This is a genomic window from Paracoccus everestensis, assembly GCF_021491915.1.
Lineage (GTDB): Bacteria > Pseudomonadota > Alphaproteobacteria > Rhodobacterales > Rhodobacteraceae > Paracoccus > Paracoccus everestensis.
Map to the genome: position 1 here is coordinate 142109 of NZ_CP090836.1, position 19379 is coordinate 161487.

The following is a 19379-nucleotide window of genomic DNA, read 5'->3' on the forward strand; positions in this document are numbered from 1 at the left end:
GGTCAGCTTCTGGCGTGGCGGAAAGGCCAGACCAGGAAATACTTGCGGATGTTGTCATAGATCTTGGCCAGGCCCAGCGGCTCCAGCAGCAAAAAGCCGATGATCATGGCGCCGTAGATCATCAGGGGCAGGTGCGACAGGAAGTTCTGGCTGACCGGCACCCAGCCATTCGCGGCAAGACCGGATATGATATTCGTCAGGAAGATCGGCGCCAGCAGCACGAAGCCCGCGCCGAGCCAGGAACCGATCACCGACCCCAGGCCGCCCACCAGCACCATGGCGACAAGCTGGATCGAGACGTTGAAGCCGAACTGTTCCGGCGTCACCGCGCGATAAAAGCAGAAGGCTAGGATCGCGCCCGTCACCCCGCCCATGAACGAGGACGTGAAGAAAGCCATCAGCTTGGTCCTGAACGGATCGACCCCGATCACGGCGGCGGCGAAATCCTTGTCGCGGATCGCCACAAGGGCGCGCCCGAACGAGGTCCGCTTGACGTTCATGAAGAACACCGTCAGCAGCACCGCCCAGCCAAGCGCCAGCCAGTAGCGCGAGGCGAGGCTTTCTATGGGGAAGAACAGGAAGCTGACCGCAGGCGTGCGCAGCGTGGCGTGGGCACCGCCTGAAATGGCAGGCACGTTCACCACGACCCAATCGACCAGATACTGCATCGCCAGCGTTGCCATGACCAGGTAAAGCCCCTTCACCCGCAGCGCGGCCCCCCCGAAGATCGCGCCGATCACCGCCGAGATCAGCCCGGACAGCAGCAACGCCAGTTCGAAGGGGATGCCCGCGCGGACCAGGTGGATGGATGCATAGGCGCCGATCGCCATCACGGCGGCAAAGCCGAAATGCAACTGCCCCGCCAGACCCATTAGCAGCGTCAGCGACAGCGCGGCGGCCGACCAGATCACCCAAGGCAGCACATAGCTGCCCAGATACAAGGGCGAGACATAAAGCGGCGCCAGCAGCGCCAGCACCAGAAGCCCGATCACCAACCAGCGGTCCGTGGGGATCTTCCACAGTTTGCGGTCGGCCTCGTAGCTGGTGTGATACGTCCCCGAGAGGCGATAGAACATGGCCTTAGATCCTCTCGATGTCTTCGCGGCCGAATATGCCGAAGGGGCGGACCATGATGGTCAGCAGGATGATCAGCGAGGTGACGACATCGCGCGTCGATCCGCCCGCGATGCTGTCCAGATAGCCGGGGATCACCGTGCCCAGCACGCCCACCAGGATGCCGCCCACGACGACGCCCGGAACCGAATCCACGCCGCCCAGGATCACGACGGCCACAGCCGGGAACAGCAGCGTGGACAGCGTCCAGTCCACCCCCTGCGACGATCCCCACAGCGCGCCCGCGACCACGGCGGCGATGCCCGCCAGGCCCCAGGAAATGCCGATGGCGCGCTCCACGGAAATGCCCACGGCCCAGCTTGACACATGGTCGTCCGACACGGCGCGCAGCTTGGTGCCCGTCCGGGTGCGGAAGAACAGCAGCGAGGCGCCGACCAGCAGCAGCGCGATGATGCCGCCGTAAAGCGAGGTGCGGTTGATGAACACGTCGCCGATGATGATGGGGGCGAAGCCGATGCCCAGGTCGATGGGCTTGGGCGCCGATCCCAAGATGCCCGGCACCATGCCGCGCAGCAGGATTTCAAGGCCCAGCGTCAGCATCACCACCATGATGACCGGCTGGCCCACCATGCGGCGCAGCAGCAGCCGTTCGACCACAAGGCCGAAGCCGAACATGATCGCGGCGGCAATGGGAATGGCGATCCAGACGTTCAGTCCCCAGGCCATGACCATCCAGACCGCATAGCCCGCCGTCATCACCAGGGCGCCCTGCGCCAGGTTCGGCACGCCCGCGGATTTGTAGATCAGCACGAAGCCCAGGGCGACCAGCGAATACATCAGCCCGGTCAGCGCGCCGGAGATAAGCAGTTCCAGGAAATAAGCCATTCAACCGGCCCCCTTCACGTCGGACAGCCGCAGTTCCCGGTCCAAGGATCCGGTCTGGCCGTTTTCATAGGTGATCCGCGCCTTGAAATCGATCTTGTCATGGCCCGCGTTCAACGCCTCGATGATCGGGCCATAGCGGTCGTCGATCACGTTGCGCTTGAGCTTGCGGGTCCGCGTGACCTCTCCGTCGTCGGGGTCGAATTCCTTGTGCAGGTTGACAAAGCGGTCGATGGACAGCCCATGCGGCAGATGCGCGTTCACCGCCGCGATCTCGCCCGAAATCAGGTCATAGATGCGCGGCTGCTGGGACAGTTCGGCATAGGAGGTATAAGGCACGCCATGTTCCTGCGCCCATTGGCCCACCGCCTGAAAGTCGATGCAGACGATCGCCACCAGCATGTCGCGGCCCTGGCCGATGACCGCGGCGTCCTTGATATAGGCGGAAAATTTCAGCCGGTTCTCGATATAGGTGGCGATGAAGCGGGTGCCGTCGCGTTTCTCGACCACCTCGGACACGCGGCCCAGGACGACCAGCTGCCCGTCGGGTTCGATCTGGCCCGCGTCGCCCGTGTGCAGCCAGCCGTCCTGCAAGGCCTCGGCGCTGGCCTTGGGGTTCTGGAAGTAGCCGTCGAAGATGTTGTCGCCGCGCAGCAGGATCTCGCCATGCTCGTCGATCTTCATTTCCACGCCCGGGAAGGGGCGGCCGACCGTGGTCAGCGAGATGTCCTCGGGCTTTTGCGCCACGGCCAGGGCGCAGTTTTCCGTCTGGCCATAGAACTGGCGCAGGTTCAACCCGATGGCGCGGAACCACAGGAACACATCCTCGCCAATGGCCTCGCCCGCCGTATAGGCACGCTTGACGCGGCCCAGGCCAAGCTGGTCGCGGATCGGGCCATAGATCAGCCATTCGCCCAGGAAACGCGACAAGCCGGCGCCCCCAGGCTTGCCGTCCAGGCGCGCGCGTTCGGCAGCCATCGCGCGGGGCATGAAATAGTCATACAGCCGCCGCTTGATCCCGGTGGTTTCCGCGATCCCCACCTGCACGCGGGTCAGCATGGCCGACCAGGCGCGGGGGGATGCAAAATACAGCGTCGGCGCCATTTCCCGCAGGTCGTGCAACGCCGTTTCGTTCGCTTCGGGGATGTTGACGGTAAAGCGCAACTCCATCGCCGCGCCGATGGAAAAGATGAAATCGCCGACCCAGGCCATCGGCAGATACGCCATGTGAACCTCGCCCGCGCCGAAATATCCGGCGGCGGCGGCATTGCGGACGCCCGACAGGATATGGCCGTGCTTCAACGGAATGCCCTTGGGCGCGCCGGTGGTGCCGGACGAATGCATCAGGACCACGATGTCGTGGATGGTGGAACGCGCGATCAGGGACTTGGCAAGGTTCGGATCGGCAGCCAGACGCGCGGCACCCTCGGCCCGGATGGCGTCGAAACCGGCCACGCCTTCCGGTTCCTGCCCCGCCAGCCCGCGCGGATCGTCATAGATGATCAGGCCCAGATGCGTCCAGCGGCCCCTGGCCTCCAGCATCTTGTCCACCTGCTCCTGGTCCTCGGCCACGGCCACGCGGATATCCTCGCGCTCCATCTGCGCGGCCAGTTCCTCGGTCGGCGCATCGGCATAGGCGGGGGACGGGATCGCCCGCAGGCAGGCCGCACCCAGCATCGCGAAATAGAGGTTGGGCCGGTTGTCGCCGATCACCATGACCACGTCGCCGGGCTTCACGCCGCGCGCTTCAAGGCCTGCCGCGAATTCCACCACGGCGCGCAGATAGTCGGCCCAGGTATATTCCTGCCAGATGCCGTGGTCGCGTTCGCGCATGGCGACCTGGCTCGGAACCTCGGCCGCGTTTCGGGCCAGGCGCGCCAGGATCGTGTCGTCAGACCGCCAGTTCGGATGCAGCGCCTGGGCCTGCGCCATGTTCACGGGATCATGCTGCATGGCGGGGCTTTCCGATATAGGCCTCGACCACGCGGGGATCGGCAATGGCCTCGCGCGCCGGTCCCTGGGCGATTTCCTGGCCGTTATTCAGCACCAGAACCCGGTCGCAAAGTGCGGTCACGACATCCATGTGATGTTCGATGATCAGCACGGTCAGGCCCAGGGCCTCCTGGGCATCCAGGATGAAGCGGACCATGTATTCCTTTTCTTCCTGGTTCATCCCCGCCATCGGCTCGTCCAGGACCAGCAGCTTGGGTTCGGCGCACAGCGCCCGGGCCAGTTCCACCCGCTTTTGCAGGCCCAAAGGGATGACATCGACGTGTTCGTCGCGCGCGGGCGCCAGTTGCAGAAGGTCGATCACCTCCTCGACATGGCGGCGGTGGGCGACTTCCTCCTTGCGCGCCCACCAGGGATAGAAGAACGAGGCCAGCGGATTGGGCTTCATGAAGATGTGCCGGCCCATCAGGATGTTGTCCAGGACCGACATCCCGTGGAACAGCGCGACGTTCTGGAAGGTGCGCGCCACGCCCATGGACGCGATGCGGAACGGCTTCAGCCCGTTGATCTGCTGGCCGTCCAGCGTGATGCGGCCTTCCTGCGGCGGATAGAAGCCGGTGATGGCATTGACCAGCGTGGTCTTGCCGGACCCATTGGGGCCGACCAGCCCGAAGATCTCGCCCCGGTTCACGGCGACCGAGACATTCTTCAGCGCGACCACCCCGCCGAACCGGCGGACGATGTTGTCGCAGACAAGGGTGTGATCGCCGCTCATGCGGGCGGGCGTCCGTTCAGTCCGCGCATAGCCTGTCCTCCCAAACAGTCCTGCAGACCGGTTCCTCCTCCGGTCTTGGATCAGGAAAGGCTATCATCGGTTTGGTTTTTGGGTAAACCGAAAAGAATGGCAAAACTGTTTCGGGATTCTTGAAGTGCATCCGAATCTGGTCGATCACCTGCGGGCCTTTTGCGCCATCGCCGACCATGGCAGCCTGACCGCAGCAGCCAGGGAATTGCGGCGGCCGATCTCCTCGGTCAGCTATTCTCTGGCGCAACTGGAACAACAATGCGGCTTTCCGCTGCTGGGGCGCGGCACCAACCGGGCCGAGCTGACGGAACGCGGCCGCGTGCTGCTGGCCGAAGCGCGCAGCGTCGTGGACCGCGCCCGCAGTTTCACCACCCACGCCGAGTCGCTGGAAAAGGGCGAGGAAACGCGTCTGCGGGTCTTGGTCGATGTGCTGTTTCCCCGCGCGGACCTGAACGACGCGCTGCGCGCCTTTGCGACGCATCATCCCCATGCCCAGTTCCAGTTCTTCAATTCGTCGCTGGCGACGCTGTGGGACGACCTGCGGGACGGCAATGTCGATTTCGCCCTGACGCTGGCCGCCGCGATCCCGTCCGACATCGCCGCCCGCCACCTGGGAACCGAAACCCTGGGTCCGGTCTGCGCGGCGGGACATCGGCTGGCGGGATTGCCGCAGCCCCTAGCCATGCGCGCCTTCGACCGGGAACGGCAGATATACTATGTCGGATCCCCGCAGATCGACATGGAAAGGGTGGGGCGGCTGTTTTCGACGGATGTCTGGACGGTGAACGACGTGGAATCCATCAAGTCGATGGTCACGGCGGGCCTTGGCTGGTGCTTTTCCGCCAGCCGCACCTTCGAGGCCGAAATCGCCCGGGGCGAGGTCGTGGCCCTGACCTGCGAGGATATGCAGTTCCACCCTGTCCGCACCGTTGTCGTGGCCTGGCCCGCGCATCGCAGGCCCGGCCCCCTGGGCAGGCGGATGGTGCAGGCCCTGGCCGATCAGTTCGGCCAGGACACCGTGGATATCAGGCCAGAAGCCCGGTAAACCGCAGCATCGCCTTGAGGCTGTCGATGGGCTGCGAGGGCTGGAACAGATGCGGCGACCAGCGGTGCCCGCCGATCTTGGCGTTCCAGTATGAACCGGCGTCGTTGACGACCAGCCCGATCAGCGTGTTGGCGACCAGGTGGCTGCCCAGGGCGCCAAGGTGGTTGCCGCCGACCTGTTCGGCTTCGCGCAGCACATAGAACCACACGGGCGTGGCGGCATCCAGGCCGGGGGCGGTCAGGAAATCGCGCCCTTCGGATACCTGTTCCGGTGTCAGCACGGGAATCGGGCGGTAAAGGCCGGTCGCATTGATCGCCTCGATCACCCCTTGGGCCGAGGGGATGTTCAGCCGGTATCCGCGCCGCAGGTTGCGGCTGGCAAGGCGCTTCATCACCGCAGGGTCGGCGGGCTGGTTGATCATGTCATCTAGCGGCGGGGCCAGATGCGTGTCGATCCTGCGGGCCGAGCGCAGCGGCGTTTCGGCATGGACGAAACGGTCCCATTCGATCACCCAGTTGCCGGGCAGGGACGTCTTGGGATCGGCGGTCAGGGGCGAGGGCATCTTGCCGCTGCCGGTGAACTGGAACAACTGGACAAAGCTGGCAAAGGGCGCGATTTGCCCCGACCCCGCCACGGCCCGCCCGAAGAAGCGGTTGTGGTCATAGCCGCCGCGCACCATCGAATGTCCGAAGCGGAAGCCCGCCACGGAAAATTCCAGCGGCATCGGCATCTTGGCGGGATCCGCAGGCGGATTGTCCGCTAGGAATTCCGCATAAAGCGGGGCGCCGGTTGCCAGAACCTCGTCCACCACATCACCCGCGCAGATCGACGGCAGAAAGGCGTTCAGCACCAGCCACTGGTAATGAAAGCGGGTCAGGCGGCGGGCTTCCTCGAAATCGTTGCCAAGGTCGACCATCCGGTTGTGCAGGCGCAGAAAGGCCACGTGCAGCTGAGCCACCAGCAGGTTTTCGTCGTTCCGCCCGTCGCCGATGATGGCGCGTGTGCGGATCGGCCCGTCGGCATCGACGAAATTGGCGCGCAGATCCGCCGGCAGGGCGTTTAGTTCCGCCGCCGTGATATCGCCCCGGTCCATCAGGAAGCCCAGCCGCAGCAGGTCGGCGGCAGGATCGGCGGGCAGGGGCGGGCGCCCATCGCCGGAATCGGCGGTCACGCCCAGGCGCATCTTGTCGGTAAAGGTCGGATGGCGCATCAGCCCCGCCAGCTTGGTGGCAAAGGCCCCCTGACCCGGCGAATCGCCGTAAAGGCTGTCCAGCGCCAGCGTCCCTTCGCGCAGGTTGTCCAACTTGTCCTCGACCTGGACACGGTCCATGGGGGCGATGTCGCCTGCGATTTCCGAAATGGTCGCGACCTCCCGGTCGGTGTTTGCGGTGATGTCGTGGTCGATGAACTGGCCGAAATAGGTCAGGATCGGCGCCAGCGAAGCGTCTCCGGGGCCTGTGACCTCGGTGGCCATGCTGTCGGCAAGCTGGTCCAGGGCTGCCAGCGTGGCGGGGCTTTCGGGCAGGCCGGGCGCGTCGCGGAACAGATATCGGAAAGCCCCCGGCGCGGTGGACATGGACCGCAGGCTGCCCGCCTCCGGTCCAAGATCGGTCGCACCGTCCACCACGGCGGACAAGGGCTTTACATCCAGGCGTTCCAGTTGGGCGGCGGGGTTTTCCAGGACCGCCGCGCCGCCGGCACGGTCGGCTTCAAGGGCGGCAGGCTGCGGGACGGCGGCATCTTGGACGATCCGCGTTCCGTGGCTGAGCGAGAACAGCATCTTGAACTCCAGGCAATCGTGATCACACCGGCGCAAAGGCTTTGCACCGAACATAAGGGCCGCGGCAGTGCTGCGGTTTGACGGGATATTCAGGAGGTGTTTTGTTTCAACCCGGAAAGACTATCCCGGGTTAAATTAATAACATTAAACTTTATTTAAATCTACGAATAAATGATCAGAATATATCGCCCGTGAAGACGATATATTCTATATTACTTTTTGAATAATTTCAGGCGCTTCCGATATGCGGCAGGTTCATACCGCGCGCGTTGTCCCATCCTCGCGTCGCAGGGCAGGCAGGCCAACGCCCGTCGCGTCGAACCCGCCATCCACGGCCAGGGTCTGGCCGCTGACAAAGCTGGCCTTGTCGGAACACAGGAAGACGATGGCCTCGGCGATTTCCCGCGCCTCGCCATAGCGGTTCAACGGAATGGCGTCGTAATAGGCGCTGATGATTTCGGGCGCGTGGACCGCCATGGCCAGCTTGGTCCTGACCGGGCCGGGGGCCACGCAGTTGACGCGGATGCCCTGTTCGCCCAGTTCGGCCGCGAATTGCTTGGTCAGGTGGATCACCGCGGCCTTCGACGTGCCATAGGCCACCCGCAGCGTGGAGGCGCGCAGCCCCGAAATCGAGGCGATGTTGACAATGGCCCCCCGGGTTTTCGTCAGTTCCGGGATCGCCGCCTGGGTGCAAAGGAACACCCCGTCCAGGTTCGTGGCCATGACCTCGCGCCATTGTTCGAAGGTGGTCTGGTTCGCGCGGGAAAACAGCGCGACGCCCGCGTTGTTGACCAGGGCATCGACGCGGCCCCATTGGCCGACAACCGTGCGGATCACGCCATCGACGCTTTGCGGGTCGGAAATGTCGGCTTCGACCGGCAGGACGTTGTCCATGGGGTCGCAGGTGCGGTGCAGTTCCTCGGCATCGCGGTCAACAACGGCGACGCGCCAGCCCTGTTCCAGGAAAATCTCGGTCGCGGCCAGGCCGATGCCCCGGCAGCCTCCGGTCACGATGGCGACTTTGGCGTCCTGCGTCATTCTTCCGTTCCTTCGATATCGACGATCAGTTCCAGCGTCACGCCGACGGGGTTCAGGCCCCTTTCCAGCGTGCCGCGCATGATGGTGCCTGCGATGTCCACGACCTCGATCGGGACATGAGCGCGGCCCTGGGCAAGCATAGCCCCGTCCAGCCGCAGTTCGGTGGCATGGCAGTCCATTCGGCTGCCATCGGTGAAACGGATATGGTCAATGCTGCCCACGCCATGCAGGCGGGCGTCTGCGATGCCATGGCGGGCGCACAAGGTTTCAATGGCCGTGACCACGTCCTCGCCAGGCCCGATCCGGGCCAGCAGGCCGGTGCCGGTGCCGGTGCCCTGCGGCGTGAACAGGGTAAAGGCGGTTTCCGCGTCCGGCAGCGCCTCGAACCAGGCATCCGGGGCGCCGATGCCGCTGACCCGCGCATCTGCCGCCAGCACCGAATCCAAGGGCAGAAGATGGCCCATCGTCCCGCCCCAGGTGCCGTGACAATGCAGGAAGGGGGCGCCGTCCTTCCAGCCGACCGTGGCCGTGGCCCTTTCGATGGTCACGGGGCCGTCAGGGGCGTGGATGTCCGAATACCAGGCCGCATGGATCCCGTCGGTCGAAGGCGCGGGCAGCACGAAGCGGATCGGATCGCAGGTTGCGCCGTCCAGCCAGACCACGCCGCCCTTGCAGCCCGCATCCGCGAACAGCCGCGCCACCGCCGTCATCACCGTCCGTCCCGCCGGCAGCACGCCCGAAATGCGCTGCAAAGACGCAGGCACTGCCACCGCGCGTTCCGCCGCGCGGGGACCGGGATGGATCATCCGCCCAGAAACCTTGGTATCGCTCATGCGATCATGCCGCGGGCTTCCAGTTCCTCGCGGATCATCTTCTTGGTGATCTTGCCATAGGCCGATTTCGGCAGCGCGTCCCAGAACAGGAACCGCTTGGGCATCTTGTAGCGCGACAGCTTGCCGTTTAGGAAGGCGGCCAGATCCTCCTCGGCCACGGGAGTGTTCGCCACGCAGACCGCCCAGCCGATTTCCCCCCAAAGGGGGTCGGGGACGCCCAGCACCGCGACCTCGGAGATGGCGGGATGGGTGAGGATCTTTTCCTCGATCTCTCGCGGATAAACGTTGGACCCGCCCGAGATGAACATGTCGGACTGCCGCCCGGTGATATAGACGAAGCCCCCTTCATCCATGTGGCCCAGATCGCCCGTGCGGAACCAGCCGTCGCGAAAGGATTTCGCATTGGCATCGGGGTTGTCGTAATAGCCCGCGAAGACGGCGGGCCCGATGCAGCAGATCTCGCCCGTCTCGCCCGGCGCGACCTCATGGCCCCTATCGTCCTGGATCTGGATCTCGATCCCGGTGCGGGCATGGCCGCAGGTGCCGATGCGGGCCGTGGGGCCGTCCTCGGCCTGGTGCAGATGGGCGGGCAGGACGGTGATGTTGCCCGTGACCTCGCCCAGGCCGAAATACTGGACCAGCACCGGGCCGAGCGTCCGCAGCGCCCTCTGCTGGTCAACCCGGTACATCGGCGCGCCTGCATAAATGACATAGCGCAGCGAGGAGGTGTCGGCCTGCGCGGTCGAGGGATGTTCCACCAGCAGCTTCAGGATCGTCGGCACGGTGAACATGGTGGAAACGCGCCATTCCCGCACCAGATCCCAGACCTGCGCCACGTCGAAGCGTTCGCTGGGCAGCAGGATCGTCTTCACCCCCCGCGCCACCTGGGTCAGTTGATGCACCCCCGCGCCATGCGACAGGGGCGCCACCACCAGCGAGGCGTCCTCGGCCGTCAGCCCCGGCATCAGGTCGGCCAGGTGGTTCGTGACCACGAAGGCCATCTGGCCGTGGGTCAGGACGGACGCCTTGGGTCGCCCTGTGGTGCCGGACGTGAAGAAGAACCAGCAGGGATCGTCACGGTCCACCGGGGCCACCTGCGGGCGTTGGCCCATGTGTTCGGCGGTGATCGCTGTCACGTCCGGCCCGAAATCCGCCTGCCCGAAGGCCAGGGTCGTCACGCCGCAGGCCGCCGCGTGGCCGGGGAAGCCCGCGTTGCAGAACATGAGCGTCGCGCCGGATGCCTGCGTCAGATAGGCCACCTCATCCGGCGTCTGACGGAAGTTGGCGGGCACCCACACCCCGCCCGCGCGCCAGACGGCGAACATCGCCTGCATCATTTCCATGCAGTTCTGCGACTGGCACATCACCCGGTCGCCCTTCTGCAACCCGAACCGCGTTTGCAGCGCGTGGGCCAGGGCATCGGTGCGGGCATTCCATTCCGCCCAGGTCCAGCGGGCATCGCCCATCACCAGGGCCACGCCTTCGGGATCGCGCCGGGCGGCCTGGGCCAGGAAGGTGGCAAGGTTCATCACGCGGGTGGAGACAGGCGCCAGCCCGCCAGCGGGATCGGTCATTTCTCTCGTTCCAGGATCGAGCAGTAATTGGCGACGGCGGTGCCGCCCATGTTGAAGACGCCCGCCAGTTCGGCGCCCGGCACCTGCATCGCGCCCGCGTCTCCGGTCAGCTGCATCGCGGCCATCACGTGCTGCGACACGCCGGTCGCGCCGATGGGATGGCCGCGCGATTTCAGCCCGCCCGAAGGGTTCACGGGCAGCGTGCCGTCCATGCGGGTCGTGCCTTCGCGGATCACCCGCCAGCCCTGGCCGCGCGGGGCAAGGCCCATGGCCTCGTACTCGATCATCTCGGCGGTGGTGAAGCAGTCGTGCGTTTCGACCAACGACAGATCTGTGATCGCCAGTCCCGCCTGATCCAGCGCCTTGCACCAGGCGCGATGCGCGCCCGCGAACTCGGTCGGGTCGCGGCGCGACAGGGCCAGCATATCGCCCACCTGCGCGCGGGCGCGGAAGCGGATGGCGCGGGTCAGGGTCTCGGCCACTTCAGGCGCGGCCAGAACGATGGCCGCCGCCCCGTCCGAGACCAGCGAGCAATCGGTGCGCCGCAGCGGCCCGGCGACCAGCGGGTTCTTGTCGGACGGCGTGTTGCAGAAAGCGACTTCAAACGCCTTCTGCATATGCGCGTAAGGATTGCGCGTACCGTTGTCGTGGTTCTTGGCGGCGATCATGGCCAGTTCCTCGGACCGGTCGCCGTTTCGCTGGAAATAGCTGTCGGTGATCCGCCCGAAGACGCCCGCGAAGCCGCCGGGGGTGTCGCCCTCCTCGGCCACGAAGCTGGCCGACAACAGCACGCCGCCCACATCGGCGATGGGAATGGCAGTCATCTTCTCGGCCCCGATCACAAGGGCCACCTTGCCGCGCCCCGAGGCGATGAAATCGGCAGCGGCATAAAGCGCGGCCGATCCGGTGGCGCAGGCGTTTTCCGTGCGCATGAAGGGTACGCCCGCCAGTTCCGGGCTGCCCATGGCGACAAGCGCGCCCTGGAAGTCCTGGCGCTGGAAGCCGTTGTTGTAAACGCCGGTGAAGATGCCATCGACGGCATCGGGGGAAATGCCGGCATGTTCCAGGGCGGGAAGGGCCACCTCGGCCATCAGGGCCATGGTGTCGGGCGCCTCGGCCTTGCCGAATTTGGTATGCGCCCAGCCGACGATCAGGGGATCGGTCATGCGGTGTTCCTTTCAAGTTCGGCAAGGCTGGCGGCAATCACCGCCGCCTCGCGGTGCAACGCGGCGGCAAGATCGGCCTGCCGCGCCGGGGTCATGCGGTTTTCGATGGCGGCAATGGAGAGTGCCCCCGCAGGCCGCCCGTCGGGCCAGGGTATCGCAACCCCCAGGCCCCAGGAACCCGCCACGATGCGGCCAGGGTTCAGGGCATGGCCCTGGGCGCGGGCATGGGCCAGATCCTCTTGCAGGCCGGACATCCACTCGCCCACCAGCGGCGCCACGCGGTCCAGCAGCGCCGCCGCCTCGGCCTCGGGCAGGGCGGCCAGCATCGCAAGCGCCCCCGCGCCGACGCCCGCAGGCTTGCGGTCGCCGCGCATCAGGGCATGGGTGCGGACCGGGAAATCGCCTTCGATCCGTTCCAGGCACAGGGTATGGTCGTCCTGCGGCACGGTCAGCAGGACCGTGTCGCCGGTGTCCCGCGCCAGCCTGACCATGCTGTCGCGGGCGTGATGCAGGATGCCGTGGCGTTCCGTGGCAAAGCCCGCCAGCAGATAGGTTTCCGGCCCCAGGTGATAGCGGCGCGTGTCCCGGTCCTGTTCGACCATCCGCGCCGCGCCAAGCGCCAGCAGCAGCCGCCGCGCCGTGGGCCGTGCAAGACCCGAGGCTGCCGCGATCTGCGCCAGCCCCAAGCCTTGCGCGCCGCCCCGCCCGACCAGCGACAACAGCGACAGCGCACGCGCCACCGCCTGCGTGCCGCCGGTATCCGGGGGGGCCGCGCCGTCACGCATCAGGCAAGCGTCCGTTCAATGGCGGCTTCCAGGATGGCCCAGGCTTCGTCGCCATAGGTCTTCTTCCATTCGGCATAGAACCCCGCCTCGCGCAGCTTGTCCTCGAACGCCTTGGGATCGGCGTCGTTGAAGACAAAGCCATTCGCTTCCAGTTCGCCGCGAAGGGTGGCGTTCATCTGGGCGATGTCCTCGCGCTGCTTCATGGCGGCGGCGTTGAAGTTGTCGGCCACGGCCTGCTGCACGTCCTCGGGCAGGGCGCCCCAGGACCGGCGGTTGCCCAGCATCCAGAAGCCGTCCCACATATGGTTGGTCATGGAACAGTACTTCTGCACCTCCCACAATTTCGCGACCTTCATGATCGCCAGCGGGTTTTCCTGACCGTCCACGATGCCGGTCTGCAGGGCTGTATAAACCTCGGCAAAGTTGATCGACGCGGGGGCGGACCCGAAGGCCGTGAACAGCGATGTCCACAGCGGGCTGACCGGCACGCGGATTTTGAAGCCTTCCAGGTCGGCCGGCGTCGCGATGGGTTTCGTGGACGAGGTGATCTGGCGGAAGCCGTTGTCCCAGATCTTCTCCATCACCACCAGGCCCGCGCCTTCGATTTGGCCGCGCTCATAGGCGCCCAGCTCGCCGTCCATGGCCTTCCAGACGGTGTCGTAATCGGGGAAGGCAAAGCCCACGCCGTTGATGGATGCGTTGGGGACCAGCGTGGACAGGATGATCGGCGACAGCTGGAAGAAGTCCACCCCGCCCGAGCGCAACTGGCCCAGCACGTCTGTATCCGCGCCCAACTGGTTCGACGGGAAGATCTGCAGGTCGAACCGGCCGCCAGTGGCTTCCAGAATGGCCTTCTGCGCCTCGGCCAGGCGGATGTTGCTGGGATGGTCCAGCGGCTGGTTGTTGGCCAGCTTATAGCTGAATTCGGCGGCCATGGCCGGGCGGACCCGGATGAACGGCGTGGCAAGCGCGCCTGCGGCGGCGCCCAGCAGGATCGTGCGGCGGGTAATGCTCATGAAATTCCTCCTCCCTGAGGTATCAAGCAACGGTTTACAGCAATGCGGTCGAGAACCAGGGCACGGCGGCGATGGCCAGCAGGCCCACCATCAGCGCGGCCAGATAGGGCCAGATCTTCGCCATGACCTGTTCGGCGGGCACATTGGCGATCTTGCAGGCGATATAGAAGCCGATGCCGATAGGCGGCGCCATCAGCCCGATGTTCATCGCGGTGACGATCACCATGGCATAGTGGATGTCGTGGATCCCCAGGCCCCGGGCGATGGGAAACATGATCGGCGCCAGCAACACGATGGCGGGCAGGCCTTCCAGCACGCAGCCCAGGATCAGGAAGATCGCGATGGATGCCAGCATGAAGACCACCCAGCCGCCCGGCAGGCCGGTCACAAGCGTCATCAGATCGCGTGCAAAGCCCGATTGCGTCAGCGCCCAGGCCATGGACGACGCTGCCCCCAGGATCAGCAGGATCGCGCCCGACATGGCCGCGGTTTCCACCAGCATCCCGCCCACCCGCTTCAGGGGAATGCCGCCATAAAGGATCGCGCCGATGATGAAGGCGTAAAGCGTGGCGATGGTGGACACTTCGGTCGCGGTGGCAACGCCGCCGCCGACCAGGCTGCGGATCATGAAGGGCAGGACCAGAGCGGGGGCCGCGATCAGGGCGGTCTTGCCGATCACGTTCAGCGGCGCGCGGCGCACCCCCTCCATCCGCTCGCCCCGCGCCTTCCAGCGGGCCAGCACGGCCAGGACCACCAGCAGCACCATGGCGATGGCAAAGCCGCTGGTGAACAGCCCGGCGATGGACACGCCCGCGACCGATCCCATCACGATCAGCACGATGGACGGCGGCACGGTATCGGCCATCGCCGCCCCCGTCGCCAGCAAGGCGGTCATTTCGGGGGCGGAATGGCCCCGGCGGCGCATTTCGGGAAACAGCGCGGGCGCCACGGTCGCCATGTCCGACACTTTCGACCCGGAAATCCCGGACACCAGGAACATCGACCCCAGCAGGACATAGCTCATCCCGGCCTTCACATGGCCGAAGAGCGAGGCCAGAAAGCCCACGATGGCCCGGCCCATGCCGGTCGCGTCCAGGATGCAGCCCAGCAGCACGAAGACCGGCACCGACAGCAGGATCAGCGACGACATCCCCTCGTCGATGCGGCCCATCATCACGAAGATCGGGGCATTGGTGGCAAAGGTCAGGTATCCCAGCGTGGCAAGCGCAAAGCAGAAGGCGATGGGCACGCCTACGGCCAGCAGCCCGCCCGCGAACAGGCCCAGGAACAGCGGCAGGTTCCAGTTGCCAAAGGCGAGGATGCTTGGCTTGGCGAACCACAGTGCCGCAACCAGCAGCCCTGCCACGGCCAGCGTGCCAAGGATCACCGCCCATTCGCGGGTGCGCACGACCGACAGCACCATCAACAGCGCCATCAGCCCGATGCCCGCAGGCAGGGCCGATGCGCGCCAGGACATCGGCAGTTGCAAGGCGGGCGAGGTGACGAAGGATTCCTCATAGGCATATTCGACAGCCACGGGAAACAGCCGGACCAGCAGCACGCAGACCAGCACGCTGCCGGCGATTTCCAGGGTGCGGGCCAGCCGGTCGGGCAGCAGCGGCAGGAACACCGTCAGCCGCATATGTTCGTGCCGGTCCACCGCCAGGGCCGCGCCCAGCATCGCCATCCAGATGAAGCTGATGGAGGCGACCTCGTCCCCCCAGATCAGGGGTTTCGCTAGGACATAGCGGAAAAAGACATTGGCCAGAACCGTGACGATCATCGCCACCAGCAAGCCCGCGGCGGCGATTTCCACCGGGCGCATCCAGCGTTCCGCGCGCTTGGGCTCGGACAGCGCCTCGATCCCGCCAAGCGCAAGTTCGGCGTCCTGCGCCTCGGTATGGTGCATCCGTCGTCCCCCGGTCCCCTGGCGAAACGGCCCCTCCGCCGTTGCACGTCCACGATGTGGATGCGCTTTCGCCCTTTTGGGATCAGGGATAAAGTGATCTTTGCATGACTGGCAACAGAAAAATACCTTGGAGACAAGCTATCTTACGCAGCCGACTTTCCAGTAATTCCATATTACGGAACGGTCTTTCTTCAAACACAGACATCGCCGCAGGGCCGTGGTTCAGTCGATCCGGGCCAAAGGGGCGCCAAAGGCCAGCACATCGCCCGAGGCGGCGATCTGGCTGATGCGGCCCGTCCGATGTGCCTCGACGCGGGTTTCCATCTTCATCGCCTCAATCACGGCAATGACTTGACCGGGTTCGACGGTTGCGCCGTCATCGACCTGCCAGGCGGTCAGGGTGCCGGGAACGGGGGCGGTCACGGTGGCATCGTCCGTTTCTGGCGGGGCATCGGGCGCGGGGCCGGGGGAGGTTGCCGCCATGATCCCGGCAGGCAGGCCCAGTTCGTGGCGCTTGCCGTCGATTTCGATGGCAAGGCGCAGCAGGGGTGCGCCACCCGCCGGGGCCACGCGGGCATGAGGGGCCGCGACCTGGGCCAAGCGGTCGGCGAAGTCGGTTTCAATCCAGCGGGTATGGACGCCGAACGCGTCACCCTCGGCCAGGAATTCTTCGGCCTCGACCACTGCGCGGTGGAAGGGCAGGACGCTTGCCACACCTTCGATGCGGAACTCGGCTAAGGCGCGGCGGGCGCGGGCGATGGCTTCGGCGCGGGTGGCGCCGGTCACGATCAGCTTGGCCATCATCGAATCAAAGCTGCCGGGGATCACCGATCCCGCGACCACGCCGCTGTCCAGGCGGATGCCGGGACCGGCGGGCGGGTCGAAGCGGTCCACGGGGCCGGGCGTGGGCAGGAAACCGCGGCCCACATCCTCGGCATTGATGCGGAACTCGATGGAATGACCGCGCGGGGCGGGCACGCCGTCGTCTGCCAGCCGCGCCCCGCGCGCGACCGCGATCATGCCGCGCACCAGGTCGATGCCGGTGGTTTCCTCGGTCACGGGATGTTCGACCTGAAGGCGCGTGTTCACCTCGAGGAAGGAAATCGTGCCGTTGGCCGACAGCAGGTATTCCACCGTTCCCGCGCCGCTGTATCCCGCATGGGCGCAGATCGCCCGCGCGCTGTCATGGATGCGCTGGCGCTGTTCGTCGGTCAGGAAGGGCGCGGGCGCTTCCTCGACCAGCTTCTGGTTGCGGCGCTGCAGGGAACAGTCCCGCGTGCCGATCACCTTGACGGTGCAGTGTTTGTCGGCCAGCACCTGCGCCTCGACATGGCGGGGGCGGTCCAGGAACTGCTCGATGAAGCATTCGCCGCGACCGAAGGCGGTCAGCGCCTCGCGCGTGGCGGATTGGAACAGCTCCTCCACTTCCTCCAGCCGCCAGGCGACCTTCATGCCGCGCCCGCCGCCGCCGAAGGCTGCCTTGATGGCGATGGGCAACCCGTGCTGGCGCGCAAAGGCCAGGGCGTCGGCGGGCGTTTCCACCGGGCCGGGGGTGCCCGCGACCAAGGGGGCGCCCACGGCTTCGGCGATGCGGCGGGCCTCGATCTTGTCGCCAAGGGCGGTGATGACGGCGGGGTCGGGACCGATCCAGATCAGGCCCGCATCCTGCACGGCCTGGGCAAAGCCCGCGTTTTCCGACAGGAACCCATAGCCGGGGTGGATCGCATGGGCACCGGCACGCTGCGCAATGGCGATGATCTTTTGGCCGTCCAGATAGGTTTCCGCCGGGCTGTTCCCGCCAAGCGCAAAGGCTTGGTCGGCCATCGCCACGAAGGGCGCATCTCGGTCGGCATCGGCATAGACGGCGACGGTCTGGATGCCTTCGTCGCGGCAGGCGCGAATGATGCGGACGGCGATTTCCCCCCGGTTGGCGATCAGCAGGCGGTCCAGGGGCAGGGTCGGGCCGGTGGCGAAAAGGGTCATGGCTGGACCTTCATGTCGTGAAAGGGGGCGGCGGCGGTAAAGTGGATGCGTGCGCCCGGCGGAATTTGCCCCGCCAGGTCAAGCGCCCACGGCAGCAGGGTCGCGATCACAGGATAGCCGCCGGTCAGCGGATGGTCGGCCAGGAACAGCACCGGCTGGCCGGAATGGGGGATCTGGATGGCGCCGGTTTCCGTGCCCTCGGATGGCAGTTCGCGCGCGTCGCTGCGGGTCACCGGGGTGCCTTCCAGCCGGATGCCCACGCGGGACGATTGCGGCGTGACCAGCCAATCCTGCGACAGGAAATGCTGGATCATCTCGGGCGTGAACCAGTCCGCGCGCGGGCCAAGCGTCACGGGCAGTTCCACGATGTCACCCGGCTTGGGCAGCGGGGGCTGATCCTCGGGCGCGGCGATGGCCGTGGCGGGGTTGTTCGCGGCGTAAAGGCGCGCGCCATTGGTCAGCGCCTCGGGGCCGACGAAGGCCAGCGTATCGGTCGCAGCCGATCCCAGCACCGGGGCCACGTCAAATCCGCCCCGCAGCGCCAGATAGCTGCGCATCCCAAAGGCGGGGGGCGGGATCAGAACCTCGTCCCCGGTGTCCAGGGCAAAGGTCGTGGGCATGGGATGCCCCGCCACCACCGCCTGCGCGGCGCCGGTCAGCGCCAGCGTCACCGGCTGTTCCGCCCGCAGCCGCACCGGGCCAAGGGTGATTTCCAGGACTGGCGCGCCCGAGGGGTTTCCGACCGCGCGATTGGCCCGGCGCAGCGCGCCCATGTCCAACGCGCCCGAGGCTGATACCCCTTGCCCACCCTGTCCCGGACGTCCTTCGTCCTGGAAGACGATGGGAAAGGCCGTTTGCACAACGGTCAGCGCGAATTGCCCTTGGGGCTTTGGGACCGCGACCGAGGGGTGGACCTGGGCCACGCCCTTCACAAACCGCGCCCGCACGCCGGGACGCAGCAGGGCGGGCGGGTCGCGGGACAGATCCCACATTGGCACCCGCGTCGTGCCGATCAGTTGCCAGCCGCCCGGCGTGTCCTGCGGATAGATGCCGCAGAACCGCGCCGCAAGCGCCACCGATCCCGCCGGGATCCGCGTGCGCGGCGCGGGGCGGCGGGGCAGGTCGAAGCGCGGGTCGTCGCCCGTCATATAGGCAAAGCCCGGCGCGAAGCCGCAAAAGGCCACGGCCCAAGTTGCGGACTGATGGGCGGCGATCACCTCGGCCACGGTCAGGTCCATGTGCGCCGCCACCTCGGCCAGATCCTGGCCGTCATAGGTCATGGGGATCTCGACCGTTTCGACCGGGCCTTCCTGGCGGATCGTGCCGGGTGCAGGCTGGCGCGCCATGATCTGCCCGGCAAGGGCGCCGTCGGCGGCATATCCGGGTGCCACGCGGACCATCAGCGTGCGCGCGGCGGGGATGATCTCGGCCACGCCATCCACCGGATCGGCCCTCAACGCGTCGAACAGCGCCAGCGTTTCGTCCAGATCGGCCAGTTCGACCAGCAGCGTGCGTGGCCCGACGGGAAGAAAGCGCATC

15 protein-coding genes are annotated in these 19379 nt (G+C 66.4%); 1 reads left to right on the plus strand and 14 read right to left on the minus strand.

Annotation, left to right across the window (positions count from 1 at the left end; translation table 11 throughout):
- Nucleotides 1-2 precede the first annotated feature (2 nt).
- Genes LZ585_RS00705 through LZ585_RS00720 form a run of 4 tightly spaced genes read right to left on the minus strand, consistent with a single transcriptional unit; the run spans nt 3 to nt 4681 of the window.
- The gene (locus LZ585_RS00705; protein WP_234854498.1) at nt 3-1076 is read right to left on the minus strand and encodes a branched-chain amino acid ABC transporter permease; all 1074 of its coding nucleotides are present in this window, start codon (nt 1074-1076) and stop codon (nt 3-5) included.
- Nucleotides 1077-1080: 4 nt separating this feature from the next.
- A complete protein-coding gene (locus tag LZ585_RS00710) occupies nt 1081-1959 on the minus strand; it encodes a branched-chain amino acid ABC transporter permease (RefSeq protein ID WP_234854499.1) in 879 nt (292 codons plus the stop codon).
- Entirely contained in the window at nt 1960-3909 is a 1950-nt protein-coding gene (locus LZ585_RS00715) for an AMP-dependent synthetase/ligase (protein WP_234854500.1), read from the minus strand.
- Nucleotides 3899-4681, minus strand: coding sequence for an ABC transporter ATP-binding protein (locus tag LZ585_RS00720; protein ID WP_234854501.1), 783 nt, complete (start codon nt 4679-4681; stop codon nt 3899-3901). Before LZ585_RS00720 ends, LZ585_RS00715 begins: the two co-directional genes overlap by 11 nt.
- Nucleotides 4682-4835: 154 nt before the next feature.
- On the opposite strand from LZ585_RS00720, the gene LZ585_RS00725 reads away from it, so the two are divergent.
- Entirely contained in the window at nt 4836-5756 is a 921-nt protein-coding gene (locus LZ585_RS00725) for a LysR family transcriptional regulator (RefSeq protein WP_234854503.1), read from the plus strand.
- Here LZ585_RS00725 and LZ585_RS00730 read toward each other — a convergent pair.
- The 10 genes from LZ585_RS00730 to LZ585_RS00775 form a co-directional block, all read right to left on the minus strand.
- Nucleotides 5737-7536 carry a peroxidase family protein gene (locus LZ585_RS00730; RefSeq protein ID WP_234854504.1) on the minus strand — a complete coding sequence of 600 codons (1800 nt, stop codon included), beginning with the start codon at nt 7534-7536 and terminating at the stop codon, nt 5737-5739. The genes LZ585_RS00725 and LZ585_RS00730 overlap by 20 nt on opposite strands.
- Nucleotides 7537-7791: 255 nt before the next feature.
- Nucleotides 7792-8574, minus strand: coding sequence for an SDR family NAD(P)-dependent oxidoreductase (locus tag LZ585_RS00735; protein ID WP_234854506.1), 783 nt, complete (start codon nt 8572-8574; stop codon nt 7792-7794).
- Complete coding sequence (locus LZ585_RS00740) at nt 8571-9407, minus strand: PCC domain-containing protein (RefSeq protein ID WP_234854508.1); 837 nt, start codon at nt 9405-9407, stop codon at nt 8571-8573. The genes LZ585_RS00735 and LZ585_RS00740 overlap by 4 nt, the downstream gene beginning before the upstream one ends.
- A complete protein-coding gene (locus LZ585_RS00745; protein WP_234854510.1) occupies nt 9404-10981 on the minus strand; it encodes an acyl-CoA synthetase in 1578 nt (525 codons plus the stop codon). Before LZ585_RS00745 ends, LZ585_RS00740 begins: the two co-directional genes overlap by 4 nt.
- Entirely contained in the window at nt 10978-12147 is a 1170-nt protein-coding gene (locus LZ585_RS00750; RefSeq protein ID WP_234854511.1) for an acetyl-CoA acetyltransferase, read from the minus strand. Before LZ585_RS00750 ends, LZ585_RS00745 begins: the two co-directional genes overlap by 4 nt.
- Nucleotides 12144-12932, minus strand: coding sequence for an IclR family transcriptional regulator (locus LZ585_RS00755; RefSeq protein ID WP_234854512.1), 789 nt, complete (start codon nt 12930-12932; stop codon nt 12144-12146). Before LZ585_RS00755 ends, LZ585_RS00750 begins: the two co-directional genes overlap by 4 nt.
- Nucleotides 12932-13948, minus strand: a complete 1017-nt coding sequence (locus LZ585_RS00760) for a TRAP transporter substrate-binding protein (protein ID WP_234854513.1) — start codon at nt 13946-13948, stop codon at nt 12932-12934. The genes LZ585_RS00755 and LZ585_RS00760 overlap by 1 nt, the downstream gene beginning before the upstream one ends.
- A gap of 34 nt (nt 13949-13982) precedes the next feature.
- Nucleotides 13983-15857, minus strand: coding sequence for a TRAP transporter large permease (locus tag LZ585_RS00765; protein WP_234854515.1), 1875 nt, complete (start codon nt 15855-15857; stop codon nt 13983-13985).
- 222 nt (nt 15858-16079) lie between these two features.
- On the minus strand, nt 16080-17840 hold the full coding sequence (locus LZ585_RS00770) for an acetyl/propionyl/methylcrotonyl-CoA carboxylase subunit alpha (RefSeq protein ID WP_234854517.1): 1761 nt from the start codon (nt 17838-17840) through the stop codon (nt 16080-16082).
- A complete protein-coding gene (locus tag LZ585_RS00775) occupies nt 17837-19378 on the minus strand; it encodes a 5-oxoprolinase subunit B/C family protein (RefSeq protein WP_234854518.1) in 1542 nt (513 codons plus the stop codon). Before LZ585_RS00775 ends, LZ585_RS00770 begins: the two co-directional genes overlap by 4 nt.
- Between the last annotated feature and the right edge of the window lies 1 nt (nt 19379).